Annotated in this window: 19 protein-coding genes and 1 pseudogene; 2 read left to right on the top strand and 18 right to left on the bottom strand. The window is 36.0% G+C overall.

The features are described 5' to 3' along the window. Window positions 1-615: 615 nt before the first annotated feature. A complete protein-coding gene (locus IGJ00_RS01870; protein WP_071866562.1) occupies window positions 616-1953 on the bottom strand; it encodes a hypothetical protein in 1338 nt (445 codons plus the stop codon). A gap of 459 nt (window positions 1954-2412) precedes the next feature. Here IGJ00_RS01870 and IGJ00_RS01865 point away from each other — a divergent pair. Beyond that, window positions 2413-3047, top strand: a pseudogene (locus IGJ00_RS01865) (recombinase family protein). A gap of 69 nt (window positions 3048-3116) precedes the next feature. Here IGJ00_RS01865 and IGJ00_RS01860 read toward each other — a convergent pair. From IGJ00_RS01860 to IGJ00_RS01810, 11 genes are all read right to left on the bottom strand, one after another. Then, window positions 3117-3470: a DUF7006 family protein gene (locus IGJ00_RS01860; protein WP_071866604.1), complete on the bottom strand. Its 354-nt coding sequence runs from the start codon at window positions 3468-3470 to the stop codon at window positions 3117-3119. Window positions 3471-3487: 17 nt separating this feature from the next. Further along, window positions 3488-4966 (bottom strand): helix-turn-helix domain-containing protein, encoded by a 1479-nt coding sequence (locus tag IGJ00_RS01855; RefSeq protein WP_438844042.1) that lies wholly within the window; start codon window positions 4964-4966, stop codon window positions 3488-3490. 49 nt (window positions 4967-5015) lie between these two features. Then, window positions 5016-6299: a helix-turn-helix domain-containing protein gene (locus IGJ00_RS01850; RefSeq protein ID WP_438844041.1), complete on the bottom strand. Its 1284-nt coding sequence runs from the start codon at window positions 6297-6299 to the stop codon at window positions 5016-5018. Window positions 6300-6360: 61 nt separating this feature from the next. After that, window positions 6361-9363 (bottom strand): WxL domain-containing protein, encoded by a 3003-nt coding sequence (locus tag IGJ00_RS01845; RefSeq protein WP_108173652.1) that lies wholly within the window; start codon window positions 9361-9363, stop codon window positions 6361-6363. Further along, window positions 9347-10411: a DUF916 and DUF3324 domain-containing protein gene (locus IGJ00_RS01840; protein WP_438844040.1), complete on the bottom strand. Its 1065-nt coding sequence runs from the start codon at window positions 10409-10411 to the stop codon at window positions 9347-9349. Before IGJ00_RS01840 ends, IGJ00_RS01845 begins: the two co-directional genes overlap by 17 nt. A 90-nt stretch (window positions 10412-10501) precedes the next feature. After that, complete coding sequence (locus IGJ00_RS01835; RefSeq protein ID WP_086335375.1) at window positions 10502-11308, bottom strand: WxL domain-containing protein; 807 nt, start codon at window positions 11306-11308, stop codon at window positions 10502-10504. Between the two features lie 24 nt (window positions 11309-11332). Continuing rightward, the gene (locus tag IGJ00_RS01830; protein ID WP_086335374.1) at window positions 11333-11641 is read right to left on the bottom strand and encodes an LPXTG cell wall anchor domain-containing protein; all 309 of its coding nucleotides are present in this window, start codon (window positions 11639-11641) and stop codon (window positions 11333-11335) included. A 541-nt stretch (window positions 11642-12182) separates the two neighbouring features. Further along, on the bottom strand, window positions 12183-12671 hold the full coding sequence (locus IGJ00_RS01825) for a hypothetical protein (protein WP_438744665.1): 489 nt from the start codon (window positions 12669-12671) through the stop codon (window positions 12183-12185). A 177-nt stretch (window positions 12672-12848) separates the two neighbouring features. Further along, entirely contained in the window at window positions 12849-14834 is a 1986-nt protein-coding gene (locus tag IGJ00_RS01820) for a BspA family leucine-rich repeat surface protein (RefSeq protein WP_438744663.1), read from the bottom strand. Window positions 14835-15443: 609 nt separating this feature from the next. Continuing rightward, complete coding sequence (locus IGJ00_RS01815) at window positions 15444-17723, bottom strand: ATP-binding cassette domain-containing protein (RefSeq protein WP_074799663.1); 2280 nt, start codon at window positions 17721-17723, stop codon at window positions 15444-15446. Between the two features lie 56 nt (window positions 17724-17779). After that, window positions 17780-18250, bottom strand: a complete 471-nt coding sequence (locus IGJ00_RS01810; RefSeq protein ID WP_438745437.1) for a DapH/DapD/GlmU-related protein — start codon at window positions 18248-18250, stop codon at window positions 17780-17782. Window positions 18251-18638: 388 nt separating this feature from the next. Here IGJ00_RS01810 and IGJ00_RS01805 point away from each other — a divergent pair, with 388 nt between their 5' ends. Next, window positions 18639-19535: a helix-turn-helix domain-containing protein gene (locus IGJ00_RS01805; RefSeq protein ID WP_071866220.1), complete on the top strand. Its 897-nt coding sequence runs from the start codon at window positions 18639-18641 to the stop codon at window positions 19533-19535. A gap of 309 nt (window positions 19536-19844) precedes the next feature. Here IGJ00_RS01805 and IGJ00_RS01800 read toward each other — a convergent pair whose 3' ends face one another. The 6 genes from IGJ00_RS01800 to IGJ00_RS01775 form a co-directional block, all read right to left on the bottom strand. Continuing rightward, complete coding sequence (locus tag IGJ00_RS01800; RefSeq protein WP_071866219.1) at window positions 19845-20195, bottom strand: DUF7006 family protein; 351 nt, start codon at window positions 20193-20195, stop codon at window positions 19845-19847. A gap of 21 nt (window positions 20196-20216) precedes the next feature. Further along, window positions 20217-20696 carry a hypothetical protein gene (locus IGJ00_RS01795; protein WP_438844039.1) on the bottom strand — a complete coding sequence of 160 codons (480 nt, stop codon included), beginning with the start codon at window positions 20694-20696 and terminating at the stop codon, window positions 20217-20219. Between the two features lie 164 nt (window positions 20697-20860). After that, a complete protein-coding gene (locus IGJ00_RS01790; RefSeq protein ID WP_071866218.1) occupies window positions 20861-22171 on the bottom strand; it encodes an NCS2 family permease in 1311 nt (436 codons plus the stop codon). A 226-nt stretch (window positions 22172-22397) separates the two neighbouring features. Further along, window positions 22398-22658, bottom strand: coding sequence for a hypothetical protein (locus IGJ00_RS01785; protein WP_019724093.1), 261 nt, complete (start codon window positions 22656-22658; stop codon window positions 22398-22400). After that, entirely contained in the window at window positions 22639-23049 is a 411-nt protein-coding gene (locus IGJ00_RS01780) for a glyoxalase (protein WP_438744658.1), read from the bottom strand. Before IGJ00_RS01780 ends, IGJ00_RS01785 begins: the two co-directional genes overlap by 20 nt. Before the next feature lie 219 nt (window positions 23050-23268). After that, on the bottom strand, window positions 23269-23979 hold the full coding sequence (locus tag IGJ00_RS01775; protein WP_438744656.1) for a B3/B4 domain-containing protein: 711 nt from the start codon (window positions 23977-23979) through the stop codon (window positions 23269-23271). Window positions 23980-23982: the final 3 nt, after the last annotated feature.

Raw genomic sequence — 23982 nt, 5'->3', positions numbered from 1 at the left:
ACACTAATAACACTACCTAAAAACAAAAAATTTTTTCATCACTAACTCCTCACAATTTTCGTAAAAATAACAATATTTGAAAATATTACTTATTTTATGAGATTTTACTATAATTATATCATAAGGATTTAACACTATAGGAAAGATATTAAAGCTGTTGCTGTTGCTTTTTAGGATCAATACTTGGAGGATCTAGAATATAGAAACAAAAATAAACGGTAAGGGTAAACAATAAACATTATAAACTTTTTAACTTTCAGTTTTGAGTAAACTCAATTATACTCACACAATATCTTCCTGCGATTTACACAAATTTACACCTTATTCATTCACTAATTCTTGATTGAATAACTAGATTTCAGACCATCTAAACTCTTTTCCAAATAGAAAAAGGCATTCTTATTGCTGAAAATATCGATCGAATTGATTATCTGGAATGTTTTCTTGATCCAGATATTACTTCTCTTTTAAGTGGAGGATACAAAGCAACGGGCAAAAAAATATATGAGAATTCTTTAATGGACTTGTAGAGACATAAAAAAATTTTGGTATATTTTTGATCTCTCAATAGAGTACAACAAATTTAAAGGTGACTTATTTCAACCTCTTGATATATTATTCTCGTACATTATGATTTTTTACCGAAGAATTTCTAACTGATCCTCTGGAGACGTTTGGCTCTATAAACATTGACATAGTTAAAGCTTTCTCTTTAATGTTATTAAAATTCCTACTTATTTTTTCTTTATCTTTTTCTACATTTTTTCTAATATCGTTAACGTTTAATCGTATCACCGATATTTCTTCCTTAGTCAAATGATTGACTCGAACTTTCTTTCCTTCTAATTTTATAAACTTTTTAAATCTACTAAAAAGACTCTTTTTTTTATTGTTATCATTGAGTGATACTTCAATCTTATAAGAAGCTACTCTTTTAAATTCTGGAATGCTATTAGTGAAATGTTTATTTAATATTTTACCATTTTCTATCTTCCTCATAACTTTAATGTCTTCTGGATAGTTTTTCCTATCATCTTTTAAATAACAATACATTTTATATTGATCTCTTAAATAGTTGCTGATATCAGTTCCATACCCCATTTTTTCTAACCGGAAACAAGCAACTTCTGTAAGAATACCGTTTAAAGAATCCGTTCTACCTTGTTTATCAGTCGCAAAGATCAGCTGCCCTGGAGAACTTTTTTCTGAGAGTACTCTTTTTAGTGAAGCTACTACCTCTTTCATTAAACAGTTCCCTTGTATATATTGGCTTGATGTAACATTGCGTCCATAATGCTCGCTCTTTGCTATTTTACTAAGAAAGTGTAACGGTTGATATTTTATATCAGAAGGTTTAAATCCTCTATCTGTAAACCCACTTGCAATAGCTTTAGCCATTGAATTAATTCCATCAGGAGTATTATCTATTTTATAGAAATAATTGCTTACAATATAATTTCTTCCATAATTATCGAGAATTTCATTTGCTTTTTCAAGACGTTCAGGAGGAGAAACACCCGCTTTGTCAAATATTTCCACTTGAATTTTTTCATCGTTTTTTTTTATGATGCATGACACTTCATGCGCTCCAGTTCCAGTTCTAAAACCAGTTGGCACTACTAAGAAACTATCATCATTATGATTGATAAGTTGTTCAGTATAATGAGATAAAAGAGTAGCATTTTGGGAAGCATAATAGCTTCGATCTAAAGAAGACTTTATTAAATCAATATTACGATGTTGAAGTTCTTCTGGGTAAGATTCAATAACCTGTTTTACGAGTGGAAATATTTCTTTTTGAACATCTAATTTATCTAACGTATTTCCTTTAAAATTAAAATTTTGAAGGAATAATTCACATATATCTTTACCATACCTTTTACTCTTCATGTACTCAGTTCTTTTTTTATCGATTTCTGCGATTAATTTTTTTTCTTCTTTCTTACTAATCATTATGTTTCCCCCTGGCGAATCTTCTTAAGCATGGAAGATTTTATACTAACACTTCACTAACTTATCTAAAATTAATACAACGATTTTAACCATAGATACACAGCAAATTATTTAATTTATAAAATGAGATAATACATTATTGATTTTGTTTCTAAATTGACCATATCTTCTACTTAAGTTTCATTATCAATATGTTTAAACTTTCTCTCTGTTTTCATTCAACTAAATTATTTGGTAGTTAACTTAGTCCTTTAATATAATAATCAGCTAATCTGTGATTTTTTTGTTTAATACCTTGGGTGCCAATTACTATATTCTCGTTCTTTCAATAAAGTATAGTATATCTAACACAGAAAAATGTAATCCTTCTTTTTCATAGACACATGAAAAAACTTTCATTGATGTAGATGATGAATTATTAGGGTGTATTTTAAATAGTTCGAGAAAGTAGGTGAAAAATTGAAAGTTGCATACATTCGTGTCTCTTCCCTTGATCAAAATGAACAACGCCAAATTGAAGAAATAAAACAATTTGGAGCAGAAAAAATTTTTATTGAGAAACAATCAGGAGCCACAATTTCAGAAAGACCAGCTTTTCAAAAAGCTTTAGATTTTGTACGTGAACAAGATACTTTTATTGAGAGGCTATTGATCGATTAGGAAGAGATTATAATGAAATTATTGCTTCAGTTAATTACCTAAAAAATAATAACATCCGACTGATCATTACTAGTCTACCTATCATGGCTGAATCAATTGGTAATCCTCTCCTAGATAAGTTCATTAAGGATTTAATCATTCAGATTCTTGCCATGATTGCCGAGCAGGAACGTACAGAATCTAAATGACGTCAGGCACAAGGAATTAAGATTGCTAAAGCGAATGGTGTTTATAAAGGACGCCCTAAGCTATACAGCGCAGACACAAAAGATCCTCAACGTCGCCTTGTTTATAAAAGCATCGTTGAGGATCTGAATAAGGGTGTTGCTATTTCAACAATTTCAAAAAACTACAATATTACTAGACAAACAGTTTATAGAATTAAACATGAAATCAACAATAAGAATGACTATATAAAAACAAATAATCATTAACCAATGAAAAAATTCTTACCAAAATAAGAGTCTACGCATTTAAGTTACTCCAATCAGGCCATCGATCTATTATACTACATTGAAAATCATGGAGTGATTCGGTTCCTTACTGCGATCGTACCCACATAATTCTTTGAAGTAGGTGAGATAGTCACTTTCAACGATTCTAAGTATTTCTTTCACATCTAGAAAATTATCAAAGTTGAGCAAATCTGCTAATAGCCTCATCTTGGCATCGATTCCTAAGATCTCCGGAAATATTTCCCAAAAATTTTCCTGACAGATCTGACTCACTAAGGTCTCCAATTGTTGGATCTGGGTGTTTAAATAGACCTTTAGGTCTTCACTTGCTCGCTTTTCAGCCTCTTCAAAGATACTTTTAAAGCCCTCCAGATACGCTTTTTTTGTAAAAAATGTCGTCATTTTTTTCATTCCTTCTTTTAAAATGTTTCCTGATCGATCAGTGGATTCAACTGATGCTTGACTCTTGCCCAATCTTGCGCCGTAGGAATACTTCCCATAAGAACATAATCTGTGTCAAGAGCGAAATCCAAAAGGTACGGTCGATAGTTCGTTACAATCAAATCAACGTGTGCATCATTTAAACGTTCCGGCGTCAATTCCTGAATTGGCATAAACAACAGCTTATGATATTCCCCTAATAGTACACGTGCCTGCATTCGGATTGATTGAACCACTAAGTAGTCGCCTTCTAATAAAAATAAAACTTTTTTGACCGGTTGGTAATAGTGGAACAATAAGTTCATATATGCCGTAAAACTCACCACGATATCTTCAAAATATTGGGCAGAAAAACTGAGTACTGGGGCGTGTTTTAAGAGAAACTGTTTATTGGCCTCATAAATCTGTTTGTCGCTTTTCTTCACCATCCAATGGATTTCTTCTAGCTCTTTGTTCAACACCGGACTCACTGCTTCATTCATCAAGTGCGAAATGAAAAAAGAGGTCAGAAACTGTCCTAAAGTATCCGTATCCCACTGTTCAAAAAAAGGGTCAGAAAGGTAATCTGACACAATAAACTGAAGGTCCTTCCAATGGCTGAATCGTTGGTTAAAAGTTTGTTCTTGGTCCACACGATGGATCGTCCGTTTGGAAATAATCGATAAATGGATCCAAGCGAATTCTTCTTTTGGTAGATAGATCTCGTATTCCTGTTTGATCCTTTCTTGTAAAGAATAAAGCAACTGAAAATCTTTTTCTTGATAAATGTTTACCTTTAGCCATTCAGGTAAGGATACAAAATGGTTCTGATGGACTCGGACCATTGCGATATAAAGCTGGTAATAAAAGGCTGAAATCGTGATTCCTGTGCCCAATTCATACTTCCCCAATTTGCCAGACAGTTCGTTCAAGACCAACGTATGTAAGCTTTCTGGCGGACGGATTGTATACGGAGTTTGTTCACTGCTATAATAAAAATCAAAAAAGAACTTTCGGATATTGACTTCTTCCCCTAAAAAATTGACTGGATTAAAAGCCAATGTTAACTCATACTCAGCTAATACCGGTCGGATTCTTAAAAAAAACCTTCGTAAAGTACTCTCTGCGTAACTGTATTGGTGAGCTAAGTCAGCTATTGTAAAATCTTTTCCACAAAAAACATTTCCCACGATTTCAAATAGCACTTCGTTTTCCAACAGTTGTTCTTTTTTCTCTTGGTAGTCACTACGATTTCGTTCTTCAAAATGATACCCACTGTAATTCGAACGTAATTCGATGCTTGTACCAAAATATTTTTTGAATGTTTGAATATCTTTTATTAAGGTACGTTGTGAAATAGCTAGTTGTTCACTCAGCTCTCCAATCGTAAAACGCCGTTCTTGTTCCATCACACTTAACACCTGCATCCATCGCTTGACCTCTGCGCTGGTAATAAAAGCCATCTGAAACTCACGCAACTTTTTTCCTCCTCACTTTTTCAAATATTTATCTTTCCTGACCGTTAAATCATCTTGACTCAGAAAATACAGAGAGCACTTCAGCGATTTTCTCCTTGCTAGGTACGTAGGGAAGTTCAATCGTTGCACGAGCGTTTCTAGCTTGTGGTTGATTCACGATTTGTACATAGCGTACTAGTCCGAGCGGATTCATTTGGGCAGCTTCAACCGCCTGTAAGCCAGATTTTTTTAAAATCGTTTCAACTTCCTGTTTGATCCATCGTGTCAAAGCACGTGGGCCTACTAGCTGATAGGAAACATAAATCGTCTGGCTATATTTTTTCTTCTCGGCTAAAAAACGTTTCATGAGTACGTCTAAAGGAGACGGTTTCTCACGGCTTGCATACGGCACTTGTGCTGGTGCTTCAAGTGTAGGCAACTGGAAAAAGGCCTCCATTAAAAAGAGGAGTGTTTCGAAAAAACCATAAGTCAGACCTTCGGTCTCACGCATTGGTAACTCATACTCACTCACAGGTGAAAATGTGTGGATAAATACTTGTTGTGTCATAGGGTTCAGAAACTGGCGTTCATCTAATGAGAGGAGGAACAACGCAGCTTTTTCTGATCCTGGAAGAGCCACACTGACCTGTTGATCCAAAGCCTGGGTTAGAGTCGTTTGAACTTGTTTATATGCCACTTGTTCATGTAAGCAATGTCCCTGGTCAACCCGTTGCTTGGCTAGTCTCAGCCATTGATTAAACAAAGTTTGGTCTAGGTGCCAAGGCCCGTCTTGAATCACCACCTTCTCCTGATGTATGTCCTGAATATGTTCTGAAAGAAACCTGGGATACAATGGTAAGGTGAAATAAAAATCATAAAGAAATTGGCGAATCTCCGCTTCTTCCCCCCATAGTTGATTGGTTTTAGATTCAATTTTTATCCCATAATAGTTCGTTAATAACGTTTGAAGCTGTCGTTTCATCCGTTGAAAGCTTGTACTCGAAACATCAAGATGTGCCACCCACTGTTGATTGTCTAAACACTTTCCCGCAGCCAACTGATCCACCAAGAGAAAAAGTTTCTCTTTATCCAGTAACGCTTGTTTCTCCTTATAATACCCTTTAGGGTTAAGAAAGGAAAAGTGATAGCCCTTCTCATCACCGATCAAATGGATCCTCTCACCAAAGTAGTCCTTGATCTCCTTTATGTCCTCAATAATCGTCCGTCGCCCAAAACCAGTTTGCTCAACTAAGGTGTGGGCGATAACGTGTTCCTCTTCTTCTAACGTTGCCAATAAGACCAACCAGCGTTTAGTCTTATCCGCCATGACTAAATGATCAAATAAAATGTGCATATTTTATCTCTCCTTTCTAAGAAGAAAAAGAAAAGAGCCGCAGCCCTTCTCTTTCTTGTGACTAATTGTCGGGAACTACACTTAGTTCCCAAGTGAGTGTTGTTTCATATGTGCTTGCTCTTGGATTCGCGGTTGGAGGGACTTCAAGTGCCACGCTTTCGCTTGCACTTTCACCGTCACCAAACCGATAGATCCAGGTACCTAACCCTTGGCCGTCAAGCGCGGTCAAAAGTTCAGTCTTTTCTCCTGGAATTAAGGTGACACCGCCTTGATTATACAACATCGGCTCTTCACTTCCGTGCATAGACTCCAATTGTTGGTTAGTTAAAAACAAACGTGCCCCTCTTAGTTCATTTTCCTGTAGATCCGTAAATTGACTGTTTTGCGTAACTGCTAATTGCCAGCCGTGACGTTCCTCTTCTGGCCGTCGATCACTGATCTGGATATAATTTGGTCGCTCTTCAGCCTCATTAACGGTTCCATCAGGATTTAACAAGCGTTGCGGTTGCGCATAATACCGCTTCGTTCTCGTAGAGATCGCTTGTTGACCAAATGTGAATTGAGAAGCAAAATCAATGCTTAATAAACCTTGTTCTTCTTCGAGCTCAGGTTTATTTTCTGGATCGACTTCAATTTCGGGATTCATCGGATCCTTAGGATTAGGTGGTCTTCTCGATTTTTCAACAATCGTACTTGCATTAGCAGATTTTCCATTTAGGTAGGCATAAGCCGTCACTTCGTTTCCTTCAGTGAATAGTGAATCTTTAGGTAACTCATATAAATAGTCTCCATTTTCATCAGTAGTCACATGATATTTATCGGTTTCCGAAAAATTTGGTGATGGAATTTCACCATCTGGTATTGCTGGATCACCAGAGAACCGTATTACACTGTGCGGAGAAGCCTTGCCGGTAATAGTATAAGAATTTACTTCCAATGCGTCTTCTGTTAGAGGGTCAATAGTTATCTCCACATCTGGTATTTTTTCAAAGAGTATTCTCTGAACGTTACGTGTAGTGAAAGCTTCATTGAAGCTAGTCATCGTCTCTTGAAAGATAGAAGAAACATTCGTGATTGTTGGATTTATCGTATTGTAACGAAGAATTAAATTAAAAATAGGGGTCCAAAAATAATCGGGTTCTTCTGTAAAATTATCTCTATCCCATTGCTTAACAGATTGGACATCGATATCTAGAAGACCTGTAGTTCCAGCGATACTAATCAGTCCATTAGAGGTAGATCCAGAAATAGGTGTCGTACGTTCTAAGTTCACTTTTTTGGCATCAGAGAATTCGAATGTTGAACCTGCTGAGGCAAAATTAAGTAAACTTTGACTGATTGACGTGCTATCACTTTTTATATCTAGAGACCCATCCTTGGCAATTTGGAAGTTTGCATTTCCAGCTACATGGACAATGTTTGATGTTGCACTGCCTCTTCCTGTGGCATTGATATTAAATTCCGCATTCTCGCCTACTAGTAAAGAACTCCCAGCAGCCATATAAACTAAATTTCTATCTATCGCATTTGAGTTATTGGTATGACCTGTTGACTCGATGTTTATTTTAGCACTATCTTCCAATTTTAACGTAGAGTTACTGCTACGCAAGGTTATCGCTGAATAACTTCTCTTATTGTCAATGTTAATAGTTGACCCTTCTTTCATGATCAGATCTCCATTGGCGATATCTATACTAGAACCTCTGCCATTCGCATTATCCCCAGTCCCCGTTCCATTAGATTCCATGTTGATTGTAGCATTTTGTTCTAATGTCAAATTAGCATTTAACCCGCCTAATCCTATAATAATATTCCCGCTATTGACAGTTGACAAATTAAGTTCTCCATCTTCCTTAATAGTTAAACTTCTAGTTTCTAAATTTACAGAATTTACCGTATTCACTCTCCAATCCGTACGGAATTTAGAGCTATAAGTTGCAGTAATATGATTGTTAACTGTTCCAGAAATATTAACATTCGTATAATAAGGAGCAATTAATTCGTTACCATACCCATTGATATTATTTAGAGTGATATTAGAAAGTGCATGTTGTGCTGAAGTGAGGTTTACTGTTTGAAAAAACCCCCACCAATTCCCTGAGTAGATATCCAAATCATTAAATGTAATATCCCATGGGGAATTGGCATTATGTGTTGCTGACCTTAAGCCCAATGAAACAGCCCCAAAATCGATTTGATGTCCATTGCCATTAATAGCTAATTTTCTAGAGATACTACTCCTCGTCAAATAAACGAACGTGGCTCCTCCAGTCACATTAGAATTGTTTCCAGTTACCATACCTGTTAAGCCAGTTAATGGCGTTGTAGGAACTTCAAAATCATCAGTAATTTCTATTGTAGATATAGATGGATTTGAAAAGGCTTCGATAAAATCAACCCATGAGCCTACGTTAATTAGATCATCACTATTCACTTCAACATCATTTGCTTCCTGATTTACCTCTTGGTTTGGTTCATTCAGTGTGGCGGCATCAGGTAGTTCTTCTTCTGAAGAAGAGGACTCTATTGTTTCCTCCTTTTTATCTTCACTCGATGAATCAGTTACTTTGTTTCCTTTATGTTCTTGGGATGATTCTTCACCAACTATCTCAAGCGTCATCGTTGCTTCTCCTAAAGTAATTGTATACATGCCTGTCTGCTCAAAAACCAAAGGAATACTAAATACTTTTTGTGGAACAGCCATTTTTATTTCTATTTGATTTTTTTCTAGGTCTTGTTTTACAGTGATTCCATGCGCTAACTCGTCATCTAGAACTGCTGTTTCTTCCGGTAAAGTTATTGCTGCTTCAGTAACTTTTTGATCTGCAATCATTACTAAAGTAAACACTTCTCCAATAGAGCAGGTTGCTTGAGTCTCTTGAAATGAGAAGATCGGTTTATCTTTAAGTTGTTCATGCTCATTAAAGGTCGTCGAAGAATCAATTGTAGTCGTATTTTCGATTGCCTGAACAGAGGTAGATAAACCAATTGTCAGTGGAAGTGTAACTAGCTGAGAACAAAGAAAAATGACACAAAATAAAGCGAGTTTATTTTTCCTTTTCATTGTCTTTCACCCTTTCACTCTTATTCTCTTTTCTTTTTTTTATTAACCACCAACCAGTAATAAGTAAAAGTACCGCAAACAAAACAAGTGTGGCTACTAGCCACCAATTGATACTTGAATCAATCATCACGTCTTCTCGATTTAACTTGCGGGCTTCATCGGCTTCAATCGTAAATTCACGCGTCCATGACCATTCATTCTCTCCCGATGTAGCTGTTAATTCTAGGACATAGTTCCCACTTCGAAAACGGTCACCTTCTAAAGAAATCGGGAAGTTGAAATTAGAATTTGGGGCCATCTGCATCATTTCTTTCTCAGCCTTATAGAGCACCTCGTTCTCCCCTGCTCGTTTCACGGTAGCTTCCACCGCCAATTGATTGACAAAAGTGGGCGTAAAGTTTTGTAGCGTGGCACTGATCACATTGCGATAGTTCAATTGATCCGCAAACACATCTAATAGTTCCAACTCCGGTTGTACCGAGTCTCGGGTATTACTGACGACCACACCTACCACATGGGCAAATTCATTCTTGATAGCTACGCCTTCTCCTTCTGGAACATCACTATTTTCCTCTTCTTTTACTTCGGCGATTCGTAAACCGCCAGCTAAATACCCTTCAAAGGGGTCTTTAGGCATCTGTAAAGGAATGTCTATGACCTTTGTTTCATTTTCCGCTACAGTAATGACCTCCGAAGGAGTCATCAACTCATCCAAAGAGTAGGGTAAGGTTGGATCCACTTCTTCGGCATCTTTGCCATACTCGACATTCCCCAAAGTATTCGTATAAGCTGTATGTGGTGTCACCTGAACGTTGATTGGTTCTGAACTGGAATTGCCGACTTCTACTCGCAAAGTCTCTTTTTGCCCGGGTGAGAGCAATAACTCATAGTATCCTTTGCTTTCATCCACTTGGCTCTCTGGAAAAAGAGGGGTAACGTACGTATTTAAACCAGCTTCTTCGGCCTGGACCGTCGGATGTGGCAAGAAAAAGAAGAGCACCACTATAAGCAACCATAGACTTTTTTGCATCGTTTGTTTGTGTATCATTTGTCATAATCCTTTCTAAAAAAGCAGCGTCACAGAAATCTGTAACGCTGCCAGTGACTAATAGAACATAGAAATAAGAATGGTTACTTCTTAAACCTCTTCAGGTGCCTCATTATCTGGTGTTAGTTCTAATTCCCATGTCAATGTAGAGGTATACGTTACTGCATCTTTGGCAGTCGAGCCAGGAACAAACAATTGGATCGCCTTATTTTCGACGACATCTACTCCATCTTCCACTTGTTTTGCGAGCGTATCATGATCTCCCCAAACAACGGAAGAAGTTCCACCACCCTTTCGGTTAGCAGCCGTCATGATCGGCACGGCATCTTCATTTGGAATCAACTCTAAACCACTTGCGTGAATCGTTGGTTCCTGATCTGCATCATTCACACTGTAACGAAGAGAAGGATCGAATAACGTGATTTGGGCGCCTTTTAACACACGATTTAGAGTATCAGTTTCTGCTTGAAATTCACTTAAACTCACGCTCAGTTCCCATCCTTCATTGGTACCGCGGGTGTCTTGAACTTGTGCCATACTAATATAAGGAATCATATTTTCTTCGCCTGTTGTTCCGACTTTCTGTTGCATTTCCGCAATCATGTTGTAATGTTCATCAGTAGTTGAGATAACTTTAGTCCCAAAGTTCATTGTTGGAACTGTTGCAATAGTTAGTGGTCCTGTACCAGGAATTGGTGGAATCGTCACCTCTGGACCTTCCGGATCAGGTTCTACTACTGTGTCTTCAATATTTGGAGTGAAGGTGACCTGACCGGTCGTTGTTGTTTTACGTACTTCTTTTGAATCTTGGTCTGTATCTTCAGCAAAGACTTGTACTCCTCCTGCGAAAATCGTTGTTGATAATGCGGCTACAGTTGCTAAACGAATAAATTTCATACTTAAATTCCTGCTTTCTTTAAATTAATTTTTGGATATTGCTTTTCTTTTTTTACTCCCTACGACTAATAAAACGCCTGCCACTAAGAAACTTCCGATCCACATTCCGAGTGAGCTATCGGTCATATTGGTTTTCGGCAAAGTGCCTCCTGGCTTTTGCGGGCTAGTGCTAGGGGGGGGATCTGGTGGTCCGATCGGTTCATAGGTACCTGTAAATCCAATAGATCCTTCTGACTCGACGGATCGGACCTGTGTACCATACACCTGCAGCGGAAATTGTATCGCTATTATTAGGGACATTAGACCAATCATAAGACCAATAGTTTTTCGCATCTTTCCTCCTCCTCTAAGATTTATCTCAAAAACGACTGTTTTTAATAATTTTTAGTGAAAAAAAAGTCTTATCTTCCAACCTTCTTTACAATCATTATCTTATAACAATTTATTTAATATTAAAAATCACAATTTTCACCTCATTATGCATATTTAGAAAATAAATCCTGAAAAGAAATAAGATCACGAATTCATCAGAATGAATGCGAGAGAATAATTAGCGTGCAAGAAAAATAACAGGTAAGGATCAACCACTTAAAGATTTTCGACCCTTACCTTTTATTTTTCTTGCTCAACTTCGATGTCATTTTCTAATTTAAGTGTTCAATAGCTAAATAGAAAGTCCAACAGGGCACACCCTGTTGGACTTTTTTGAACATCAAGAAACATACAATTTTTAATCTTTAGATACATTGAACATTTTATTTCCATATAAAGTAACCACAGCTAGTTTTTAATTGTCTGCATCATAAGTACAAAACAAACTTGATTGCCCGCATCTAAATATCCCCCCACGTTACATTCCAAATATATTTCTTGATTAACCAATCACTTTGTCAGTCATCTCAGATGTAAATGTTAATATAGTAGAATAAGTACCAGCTTTAAATGTATTTGGCGAACCAAGGATACCTAGTTCTAACCTTGCTAGTTCTTCTGTTTGTCCAGCTGTATAGTCATAAATTCTGAGAGTATTATTAACTGGTAGTGCATTTCCATCTAAAGTAACATAAGCATTTATAGTTGTTGTAGGATCAATGAATCTTTTAAGTTCAATTTCTCCTGCATCAATTAAACCATCAGTTAACGAAATTGAAACTAATTTCATTGGACTCAAATTGTGAGAAACAGAGTTGATTGTTAATGGCACAGATCCAAAATTATCTAAAACAACCTTAGAAGGTATTGAAATAACATACTCACTTCCAACCTCGTATTCCACTTCAGTTTGGTCATCTGCTTGTACGATGCCACTAAATAGACTTAAAGACGCTAGCACTGTAAATCCTGTAATAATTTTTTTAATCATAAATATTCTCCTTTTTTTCTGATTTGATTTTCGTTCTATTATAGTTTTTTACCTCTATTACAATTCTATAACCCCACTTTCCTTATCTGAATCCCTATAATTAATGCAATCAGATTACAAATAACAACCAAACAAAATGTATAAAGTATTTTTTTAGTTTCATTCATGTACTTACTCCTAATAAAAATCTATGGTGAAATTTAAAATCCCTTCGTAGGTTCCTGCTAATTCTTTTTCTTCAGCTTGCTGAATGTATAAAGTATTTTCTTCCTTTTTTATACCTGCTACTTCTAATACATTAGTTGATTCAGGATATTCTTTTTCTTTAGTAATCTCCTTCTCAAGTATCCGTGTACTATCGTGTATATTTCTTAATGACACTTTTTCATCTGTTGAAATGATCAAAGTCTTTGCTTCCACATAATTTTCCGCAACTACCTTTAATTGATTAGTTTCGTTTAGATTTATAATTGCTGGTATGCTCACGGTATAGGCTGGAGTATATTGTCCATACAATATGAGTGAGCTGGAGATAGGAGTTTTGAAATCATATGGATTTTCTCCATCTTTGTCTGTCGACCAATAGTCAAATATATATCCCTTCTTTTCTGGTATATCAGGAACAATCCAATTTTTACCGATAATACTTCTTTGACTATCAACTTCTGACCCTCCTATCGTATCAAATGTCAAGGTATGCAACTCTTCGATTCGATAGGTGTTGCTTACTCCATTTTTATTATGAAAAGCAACTAATTGATCACTATCTATTATTTCATCATTTGTGTCTGCCCATACGTATCCTCTACTAAGATCGGGCATATACATAAGGGTATTTAATGTTACTCTAGAACCAATCGTAATTTTGGTAGATAAGGTACCTTCAAAGAATTTATAAACTGAAACATTAGACGGTATAATCCAATTATCAATATTTAATTCTTTTAAATTCGTCATATTTCTAAATACATACTCTGCTTCTCGCAAATTGTTTGTCACAAAATGAGATAGATCTAATCTTTCAATGCTAGCTAATCCAGAAAAGCACGCAGAAATTTTTTCTACATTTGAAACATCAAATCCTTGTAAGTTCAAGTTTGTTAAACTAGTCATTGCTGAAAACATATACTCCATATTTTTAACGTTTTTCATTTGAAAGTTTGAAACATCTAATTCAGCAATATTAGACACATTTTGAAACATAAAACTCATATCAGTTGTTTTTTCAGTATTAAAGTTTGAAACATCCAGTTGAGTTCCTTTATAACCTATAAACATTGAACTAAAATTAGTAGTATTTTCAGTGTTGAATTTGCTTACATCTATTGAACTTATAGAATTACAGCCTTGAAACATTCCTGATAAATTTATTGCCTTACTCACATCGAAATTAGCTACGTCCAACTCTTTAACATTTCTACAAAATGCAAACATTTTACTAAAATTAATTGAATTAGTGGTTTTAAATTTAGAACAATCAATTTTTTCTAACTTCACACAATTTTCAAACATAGAAGCAAAACTTGTTGAACTACTAGTATCGAAACTAGATAAATCTATCGTTTCTAATCTTTCACAGTTATAAAACATCAAAGCAAAAGACTTTGCATTCCCTGTTTTTAATTTTTCCAATCCTTCGACTGCTATTAAATTGCTACAGTTATAAAACATCGTACTAAATCCGTCACTATTGTTGGGCGGATCTATTTCGTCAGTAATAATGACTTTAGTTATTTGACTTCGCCAAGAGTACCATGCAGAAAAAGATCCTGACCATGTTCCTCCCCCACAGACAAGTACCCCATCTTCGTACAGAGTCCAAGTAAATCCAGTTCCATTTTGACCTGAAGCAATTACCTCTGCTTCTTTATTTTGTGTCTTTATAACTTCTATTGAACTTTCTTTTACTTCTTCTTGATCTACTGATTCAGAGACTGTCGACTCATCAGACTCTTTTACTTCCTCCGAAGATTCCTCTAACCCTGATTCAGCATCTATCTCCACGGATGATTCAATATCCTCTAATTGATCATCTTGTATTTCATCAAGTACTTCACTATCAATTGTATCTTCAAATAAAACTTCATTTTCAACCGCATAACTTATATTGGCTGGAATACTTAATCCCACCAGAATCATTACTATTAAAGTTTTCCTTTTCATCGTTCGCCTCCGTTTCAAATAAACCAACGCCTCAGAACAATTAATAATTTAACAAAATTAGATTCCCTTGAGGTTTACAAAAACGAACCGAGTGTACATTTATTTCATATTATTAAATTTTTAAACAAAAAAAGAACTTATAAAGAATCATCCTTATAAGTTCTAGCATTCTATACAAATTAAAGAGGGGAAAATTTTAATTAAAAACTAACAGGGTATACTCTGTTGACCTCTATAAATGGGACTTTCTGACCTAATTATTTGGGTTACTGAAAGAGCTGTGGAATGGAGAATCAAAAAGAGAGTGGGACATTAGTTCTCTCCCACCAACTAAAACCGAATAAACGGCGAGAACAGAAGTAACCTCTTCGGAAATAAGGCTGAACACTTCTGTCCCGACCTCCTAAAAGGTAAATACACGAAATTACTTAATAGACTTTTTTCCTGAATATCTATTTATAACAGAATTGATATCGAAAAAAACTATGTGTTTATAATCCGCTTAATCATTAGTAAGAAACTAACATTACAAAAAAATAAGAACCAAAAACTACAGGTTTTCGGTCCCTATTTTTGGTAAAATTTCAAAGGGTATCATGTACGGTCTTTTTAAATTAATATTTCTTTTTTTAGATACCTGCCAGTTTTTGACTCATGGCAATCTACAATATCGGTAGGAATTCCACTGAAGAGAATGTTTCCGCCTTCGTTTCCTCCACCAGGCCCTAGGTCAATTATCCAGTCACACGCAGCTATCAACTCTAGTCTATGTTCGACAAGAATAACTGTATTATTTTGATTCACTAATTTTCTTAATAAGCTGAGCAGTTTTTGTATATCTTTATGATGTAAACCCGTGCTGGGTTCATCTAATACGTAAATGTTTCCTTTTTTATGAAGTTCACTAGCAAGTTTTACTCTTTGAACTTCTCCTCCAGATAATGTACTAGTAGGTTGACCTAACGTTAAATAGCCAAGTCCTACATTAAGTAAGCTATTGAGCAAATCGTTTATCTTTTCTGATTGAAAGAAAGATATTGCTTCTATAATTGTCAAATCCATCACTTCAACAATACTTTTACCATTAAATTTGTAATTCAACGCTTTGCTATTATAACGATTGCCCTTGCATTCTTCACACACTACAGTGACCGAATCAGCAAATGCCATATCGTAAGAAATCGTTCCTTTTCCCTTACATATTTGACAAGCCCCTTTAGAGTTGAAGCTGAACCAACTTGCTGAAACGTGATTTTTTTTTGCAAATAGATTTCTTATTTCGTCCATCACACCAGTATATGTTGCCGGAGTGGAACGAATAGAGGTTCCAATGGGTTTTTGATCAATCACTATTGCCTCAGGATAGCGTTTAACAAATTCTTGTCGTATCAAAGAAGACTTGCCCGAACCGGCGACACCTGTTATTGCAGTCATTATTTCTTTAGGAATAGTGACATCTATATTTTTCAGGTTATTTTGACTTGCATTTAAAATTTCATATCCTGTACTCCATGGTAACGGATTTTCATTCAGTTCTATTTTTTGTCGAAGAGCACTTCCTACGGAGGTATTCGATTTTTTTAAACTCAGCAGATCCCCTTCGAACACAACTTGCCCTCCGTTTATACCTGCCTCTGGTCCTAATTCAACAATATGATCAGCAAGAGCTAGCATCTGTTGACTATGTTCGACTACAAGGACATTATTTTTTTTATCTCTAAGATCAACAAGTAAATTCCCAATCTTTTCTGCGTCAAATGGGTGTAGTCCTGCTGTTGGCTCATCAAATATATACGTTATATTATTCAAGCTACTTCCAAAATTACGAACAATTTTTATTCGTTGTAATTCCCCCCCAGACAATGTATTAGTCCTTCTTGATAATGAAAGATAGCCTATCCCAACGTCAATCATTTGAGTCAACGTAGGAATAAGTTGTTGAACGATTGAAGTTCCTATAGGATTCTCAATTTTTTTCATTAAAGGCAATAATTCTGAAACCGTCACATTCATAAAATCAATTATATTATACCCATTAATTTTAGATACCAGCGCATTAGGATTTAATCCCGTCCCATTACAAACTGAGCATGTCTTTTCATAAACATGTTCAGCAATTTCTATCTGCAAGTTTTTCTTCAATTTTGAAATATCCCTATTTACATAAAGCCTTTGAAAGCGAGGGACTACACCCTCATAATCAACTTTGTCGATTCGTCCAGAATTATTAGATCTTATTTCAATTTTGATAGGATCATTTGATCCATAGTATAATATATCCAACTCTTCTTTTGAAAAAAATTTCACCAATTTGTCAGGATCTAATAGAGGATTATTTTGATATAAGTGGCTTTGCCATCCTGAAGAAAACTGACTGAATCGTATTGCCCCTTCATGCAAACTTTTTGTTTTGTCAAACAAACTTTCAACGTTTATATCCAATTCTTTACCTATACCAGAACATTTAGGACATGCCCCTGCAGGATGATTGGTGGAGTATGCCATAGACCCTCCTGCGCTTGGATTTCCTACACGCGAAAATAGTAGTCTTAATAATGGAGAAGCATCTACAGCTGTTCCTACGGTCGATCGACCATTATGTCCTAAAGATTTTTGATCTACAACTATTGAGGGAGTTAGATTATATATCCCTTCAACATTCGGTCTTTCATAATTTTTCATTTTATTACGAACATACAAAGGATAGGAAGCCTGCCATTGGCGACTGCTTTCTTTTGCTATCGTATCAAAAACTAAAGAACTTTTTCCAGAGCCTGAGACACCTGCAAAAACTACTAATTTATTTTTTGGTATAGTGATATCTACATGTTTCAAATTATTCTCAGAAGCATTTATTATCCTAATATCATCATTATCGTTGTTCTTCATAATCTTTCCTCCAATCGTTTTATTCCCTGTGACTGATCAATTTTCAACTATAAGCACTATAGATATTTATCTAGGATTTCTTTAGGAATTTTTTTGCTGCCATCATAGAATATATCATCCTCAGCATTTATCTTCCTTAACAATTTTGCGGGAGATCCAACAACAATGCTATCTGGTTCTACATCACGTGTTACAACACTTCCTGCTCCTACAATCGAGTTGTCCCCGATTGTTACACCAGGAAGAATAGTCGCTGCAGCACCGATCCAAACATTATTGCCAATATGAACTGGCTTGTTAAACTGGAGCTTGTGTTTTCTTAACTTCGGGGAAACAGGATGGACTGCAGTTGCTATAGAAACATTAGGACCAATCATACAATCATCACCAATAAAAATATCACCATCGTCTACAAAATTCGCATTAAAATTAATAACTACGTCTGTACCAACATGTACATTCCTCAATCCACAGTTTGCAAAAATTGGAGGAATAATGTATAACCCTTCATTATATGTTCCAAGCACTTCTCTCAATATCTTTTCTCTCTTTTTATGTCCTTCAGGTGTTTCTGAAGTATGATTAAACTCACTTATTTTTTCACAAGTTCTCCCTGATATTCAATTAATTCACTATCTACACTGTCATATATTTCTCCGCTATTTAGTAAATCATGATATTTTTCCTTATTATTCATTTTACCAATTTCTCCTTTTTCTAAATATTAAATCAACTAGTTCATATTCATTCAAAAAAATAAATTTTAGTATTTCACAAAAATGAATACTTTTTTATCCGACTAAGGCATTATACATCCACAATGCAATTAAAATAAGATAAAATCAGATGTTTATATGGTAAAATAGTACCAATTATTTCTTTTCAACAATAATTTAATTTAGGAGTAGGTTTTAAATGGAAGTGAAAATGCTAGAATTACAAAACGATTTAAGAGAAAGAATTTCCCATAGAAATCAATATATCCCTGTGACAACATGTGTAGATCATTTTGATGACTATTTTAATAGAACATGGGAATGTCATTGGCATGAAGAAGTGGAGTTTTCAGTTGTTTTAAAAGGAAGTGTTGAATATATTATTTTCTCTAGTGAAAAAAACACAACAACCGTCACTTTACATCATGGGGAAGGAATCTATGTTCCTTCTGGTAAATTACATAGTGTTAGAGCATTGCAAGAAGGAACTATACTCGCAGGTTTAGTATTTCCCATTAGTTTTTTTGAATTAACAATCTTCGATAATTTTTACTTTAATAATATAAGCAAAGTGTTCGATTCCCATTTTCCATTCATATATTTAAATACTGAAGAATCGATTGATATATCAATAACTGAAAGCATCATAGAAATTTGTGGATTAACTGGTACTGAAACAGGTTTTGAATTATATTGTATTGAATTAGTTTCTAGAATATGGCGTCTTTTGACATCAAAAATGAATCATCTCACAGAAAAAACTATGTTTTGCGAAGAATCGATTCAAACACAATATATGAAGGCAATGTTAACATTTATCCACTCAAATTACGGAAAATGTATCACGGTCGAAGAAATTGCCAAACATTCAGGAATTAGTAGAACTGAATGTTTTCGCTGCTTCAAAAAGTTTCTAAAAAAAACACCTATGGAGTATACGACCAGCTATCGTTTATCAATGGCAACAATGCTATTAACAAGTACGAGCCGAACAATAAAAGATATTTCAAGCTCGTGTGGTTTTTCCACACCAGAATATTTTGGGAAAGTATTCAAAAAATATTTGGGAACAACGCCTGGCCAATACCGCAAGTAAAGGAACCATGATAATAATTATGTTATTATTAAAAAATCATAGTCTTAATACTATCGCGCTTTTTTAATCAAAAACAAGAACCTTTGAAAAGATACATTAAAGAGATTGCACCCTGACTAAAATTAAATGGCCCTAAACTTATAAGTTTCTGAACCCATAAAATATCTCAACAAAAAACTATAAATTACATGTTCAACTAAATGTTTGTTTAGTATGCATTATCGATTCTGAAAAAGAATTCGTTTCTTAGATAATGATTATCCTGCTAATTTTTCTTCATATCGATTAAGATTGTCAGCGAGCGGATAATCATAAAACATTGAAAATCATGGAATGTTTCGGCTCCATGCTAAGATTAAACCCACACAATTCTTTGAAATAGGTACGATAATCTGTTTCAACCATTCGAACAATATACTCATTCGAAAAATCATCAAAGACAATCAATTCTGAGAAGATGCCTAGCTTCGCATCGATCCCTAAGATTTCGGGTAAGACTTTCCAGAAATTTTCTTGAGAAACTTGTGATACTAACTTCTCCAATTGGTTCATTTGGCTCTGTATATAGTCCTTCAGGACTTGGCTTTCTCGTTTCTCTACTTCTTCCAAAGTACTTTGAAACCCTTGAAGATAGGCTTCTTGGGTAGTAAATACCGCCATAGTTCTTTTTCCTTCTTTCTTTTAAAAAACGATCCGATCGATCAATGGATTCAACTGGTGTTTGACCCGTGTCCAGTCTTGCACCGTAGTAATACTATTCATTAAAATATACTCAGTTTCCAGCGCGTAATCCAAAAGGTACGGCCGATAGTTTGTGACAATTAAATCAATCTGTGCATCATTCAAGCGTTCTTGCGTCAATTCCTTTAGCGGAAGAAAGAGTAAATTGTAATGGTCACTCAAAAGTTCTTGGGCTTGCAGGCGAATCGATTGTACCACCAAATAATTCCCCTCCAGTAAAAACAAAACCTGTTTGTCTGGTTGATAATAATGAAATAACATATCCATGTATAACGTAAAACTGACGGCCACATCTTCAAAGGTCACTGCTGAAAAGCGAAGTGTCTGCGCATGCTTTTGTAAGAAGTAGGAATTGATCTCATGGAACTGTCCATAGGTTTTCTTGACCATGACACGGACTTCTTCTAACTCTTTACTCAATACCGGGCTCAACGCTTCATTGATCAGATGTGAGACAAAAAACGAGTCCAATTTTGACAAAAAAACATCAAAATCAGACTCGTTTTTTATTTTTGAGAAAGGGCGACTGGATTGTCCCACACTCTTTTAAAAGCGAATGAACACTCAAGTTCTACCTAAATCAATCAAACATTCAAGATCCACATGAATCCTATAAAGACAAAGAATAGCGCGTACATGATCGGTGAGACTTCTTTGCCACGTTTTGCTGCTAGCATGGTGATTGGATAAAAGATGAATCCTAGTGCAATCCCATCTGAGATACTATAAGTCAACGGCATACCGATCAAGATCAAGAAAGCAGGAATCGCAATCTCCATTTTTCCCCATTCGATCTGACGTAATGATTGGGCCATCAACACACCAACTAAAATCAGCGCAGGTGCAGTCACTTGAGAAGTCACGACTGATAATAATGGTGAGAAAAATAATCCGAACAAGAATAAAATCCCTGTTGTGATTGCAGTTAATCCAGATCGTCCACCAACGGCGATCCCTGCGGATGACTCAACAAAAGCCCCAACTGGCGATGTACCTAACAATGAACCAGCTAACATCGCAGTAGAATCCGAAGCTAATGCTTTCCCAACACGTGGCATTTTGTTATCTTGCATGAAACCGGCTTGGTTTGCTAGACCAACCAATGTTCCAGCTGTATCAAAGAATGTCACTAACAAGAACGTCAAAACGACTACCCACATTTGTAAGCTATTGATATCACCAACGTGTTTCAATGCAACTAAGAAAGTGGGTTTCAAGCTAGGTGCTGCCGCAACAAGCTGTGAAGGCATAGGGATCAGTCCAGTGACTAGTCCTAGAAGCGTGGTTGCTACCATCCCGATAAAAATCCCTCCTGGTACGCGACGAACTAACAATACCGCGGTAATGACTAAACCAAAAATCGTCAACCAAGTGGAACCGACACTCAATGAACCTAATCCAACAAGAGTTGATTCATTTGCTACGATCAAGCCACCTTCACTCAAGCCTAGAAAGGCAATAAACAAACCTATCCCGCCAGAAATCGCAAACTTCAAGTCTGTTGGAATGGCATCAATGATCATCTCACGTAATTTAAAAATGGTGATCAAAATAAAAATCAACGAAGCGACGAACACTCCTGCCAATGCTGTTTCCCATGGAATTCCCATACCTAAACAGACTGAGTAAGCAAAAAAGGCATTGATTCCTAGCGCAGGCGCTGTTCCAATTGGGTAGCGTGCAACGACCCCCATCAAAATACAGCCAATTGCACTGGCTAATGCTGTCGCAGTAAACACTGCCCCTTCATCCATCCCCGAAGCACCAAGCACTGTTGGATTGACAAATAAGATATATGCCATAGAGATAAATGTCGTAAACCCAGCCAGTATCTCACGTTTCACCGTCGTATTCAGTGCGTCAATCTCGAAGTAGGAAAGTATCTTTTCCTTCATCGTTCATCCCCCTAAAACCGAACATTTATAAAAAAGTTCTTACTATATTAGATTTATTAATAAAACAACGTGTTTAATATTATCCCAAATAAAGAAATAAGTAAACAAAAAATTCGGATTTAATCAAAAATCCGAACATTACTGTTTACCTATTCCGCTTTCATTTAGAGAAGAGTATGTCTATTACTAATAAATAAAACTAAGTACACAATAGTTGGAGAAGCTTCTATCTATGGGTTTCTTTACCGATTCGCTTTTGTTCTTCCGCACGAAATTGCTGATTATCGATTTGGCTGATCGGTAAATTACTCCCTTTCCCACGATAATCTAAAGAATTTAAACCACCGAAGCCTGTATCGACCATTTTATTCCATCCTTTGGCAGGATTTTTCCCAGATTTCAAATTCTTCATTCTCAATTTATCACTCTTTTTCATCCGTTGCTTTTTGAAATAATCTTCAAGTGTTTCAGTGATCGAGATTTTCATCTTCTGTCTCCCTTTCATCTACTTTTTCTATCGATTCTAATTTTGCTATCACAAAAAAATTTCCTTCAGGATCAGAAAAGTTAAACGTCAACAAGCCATTGTTCTCCAAAATTTCACCAGCTGTTTCGATTTGTTCGTAAAGTTCGTCAAACTTATCTGTAAAAAAAATCATAGACGGTGGTGGTCCTAACACTTCTGGTGAAAATCGTTCAACGAATGTCCGCGGAAAAATAGCCAACTCCAATTCTTGCGACATGCGCAAGACAATGCTTTGATATTCCTCTGGCAATTCCAACGTTTCAACTGTTTCTGCCTTCAATTGCTCAACGAAAAACCGACTGACTAATGCGACATCTTCGACATATAGCATGACACGAGATTTATGGATCATTTGACAACGCCTCCTCTAAATAAAAGCTTGTTTTCATTATAGCACGAAAGCGGAAACACACTTAGTGGAAGTCACTGCTATTAAGCACAAGATGATTGAGCGAACGTTGCTTATTTTCGTGTTAAGCTATCAAAAGACAAATCACCCGCAATCTTCAAGTTTGCTTAGTTTGAAGATTACGAGTGACTCCATCGTTTTGTTTTTTTCCTATGTGTCCGGTCACAAAGTGATTTCTGGTTGTTCTTTCGTCACTGTTTGTCTAGTACTCGTCACACCAAATGTTCGTTCAATGTCTTCTTGTAAAGCAGTCATTGCTTTTCCGGCAACTTCTGCTTGTTGTGCGTTGACTGCCTCGATCACCAACACAGCGTTCGTCGTTTTTTCTGTTAACATAGTCCGTTGCGCTTCACGCCAGTTAAAGCAGCGACAAACTGCGCCTTCTTTATCATAATAAACGATTTCTTCTGGTAATGCGGGCGCATCTGCTTCTGCGCCTAATGGCAAGAAATTTTCTCCACCTTGGGCTTTACCCAAATGAAGATCCCCAACGATCGTGTCAAGATCCTCGCCGCCACAAGGTACACCAAAGCGCAAAGAGATACTATTATAGATATCCACTAACGGACTGATCGGGAAAAATTCGCGACCTTGACTGGCTCTTTTTAGCAGTGCTTCGATTGATGAACGTGCGCCTTTTTTTGTCTTGAACTGGGTAAACGCTTGACGCCATTGCGCAATCACTTCGTTTTGACTAAAAGATTCTGCTGTCAAATAATTCCTTGCTTCTTTGGCTGCACGATTCAATTTGTCATAGTAATCCGCTTTGTTTTCTTCAACGACTTCGTTATTGATCCCTTCTACCGTTAGGATCTCAATTTTTGCTTCTGGGAACACTTCCCAAAATGATGGATCTGCTACAAATTTTTTCATTCG

The organism is Enterococcus sp. AZ062 (assembly GCF_051715065.1).
In the GTDB taxonomy this organism is placed as follows: domain Bacteria; phylum Bacillota; class Bacilli; order Lactobacillales; family Enterococcaceae; genus Enterococcus_B; species Enterococcus_B mundtii.
The sequence above is the reverse complement of the archived record's forward strand: the minus strand, read 5'-3'. Positions and strand labels throughout refer to the sequence as shown.

Excerpts from the sequence above, each read along its gene's own strand:
- IGJ00_RS01870 (WP_071866562.1), bottom strand. The coding sequence starts at position 1,953 with ATGATTAGTAAGAAAGAAGAAAAAAAATTAATCGCAGAAATCGATAAA.
- IGJ00_RS01860 (WP_071866604.1), bottom strand. The coding sequence starts at position 3,470 with ATGACGACATTTTTTACAAAAAAAGCGTATCTGGAGGGCTTTAAAAGT.
- IGJ00_RS01850 (WP_438844041.1), bottom strand. The coding sequence starts at position 6,299 with ATGCACATTTTATTTGATCATTTAGTCATGGCGGATAAGACTAAACGC.
- IGJ00_RS01845 (WP_108173652.1), bottom strand. The coding sequence starts at position 9,363 with ATGAAAAGGAAAAATAAACTCGCTTTATTTTGTGTCATTTTTCTTTGT.
- IGJ00_RS01840 (WP_438844040.1), bottom strand. The coding sequence starts at position 10,411 with ATGATACACAAACAAACGATGCAAAAAAGTCTATGGTTGCTTATAGTG.
- IGJ00_RS01835 (WP_086335375.1), bottom strand. The coding sequence starts at position 11,308 with ATGAAATTTATTCGTTTAGCAACTGTAGCCGCATTATCAACAACGATT.
- IGJ00_RS01830 (WP_086335374.1), bottom strand. The coding sequence starts at position 11,641 with ATGCGAAAAACTATTGGTCTTATGATTGGTCTAATGTCCCTAATAATA.
- IGJ00_RS01825 (WP_438744665.1), bottom strand. The coding sequence starts at position 12,671 with ATGATTAAAAAAATTATTACAGGATTTACAGTGCTAGCGTCTTTAAGT.
- IGJ00_RS01820 (WP_438744663.1), bottom strand. The coding sequence starts at position 14,834 with ATGAAAAGGAAAACTTTAATAGTAATGATTCTGGTGGGATTAAGTATT.
- IGJ00_RS01815 (WP_074799663.1), bottom strand. The coding sequence starts at position 17,723 with ATGAAGAACAACGATAATGATGATATTAGGATAATAAATGCTTCTGAG.
- IGJ00_RS01805 (WP_071866220.1), top strand. The coding sequence starts at position 18,639 with ATGGAAGTGAAAATGCTAGAATTACAAAACGATTTAAGAGAAAGAATT.
- IGJ00_RS01800 (WP_071866219.1), bottom strand. The coding sequence starts at position 20,195 with ATGGCGGTATTTACTACCCAAGAAGCCTATCTTCAAGGGTTTCAAAGT.
- IGJ00_RS01790 (WP_071866218.1), bottom strand. The coding sequence starts at position 22,171 with ATGAAGGAAAAGATACTTTCCTACTTCGAGATTGACGCACTGAATACG.
- IGJ00_RS01785 (WP_019724093.1), bottom strand. The coding sequence starts at position 22,658 with ATGAAAATCTCGATCACTGAAACACTTGAAGATTATTTCAAAAAGCAA.
- IGJ00_RS01780 (WP_438744658.1), bottom strand. The coding sequence starts at position 23,049 with ATGATCCATAAATCTCGTGTCATGCTATATGTCGAAGATGTCGCATTA.
- IGJ00_RS01775 (WP_438744656.1), bottom strand. The coding sequence starts at position 23,979 with ATGAAAAAATTTGTAGCAGATCCATCATTTTGGGAAGTGTTCCCAGAA.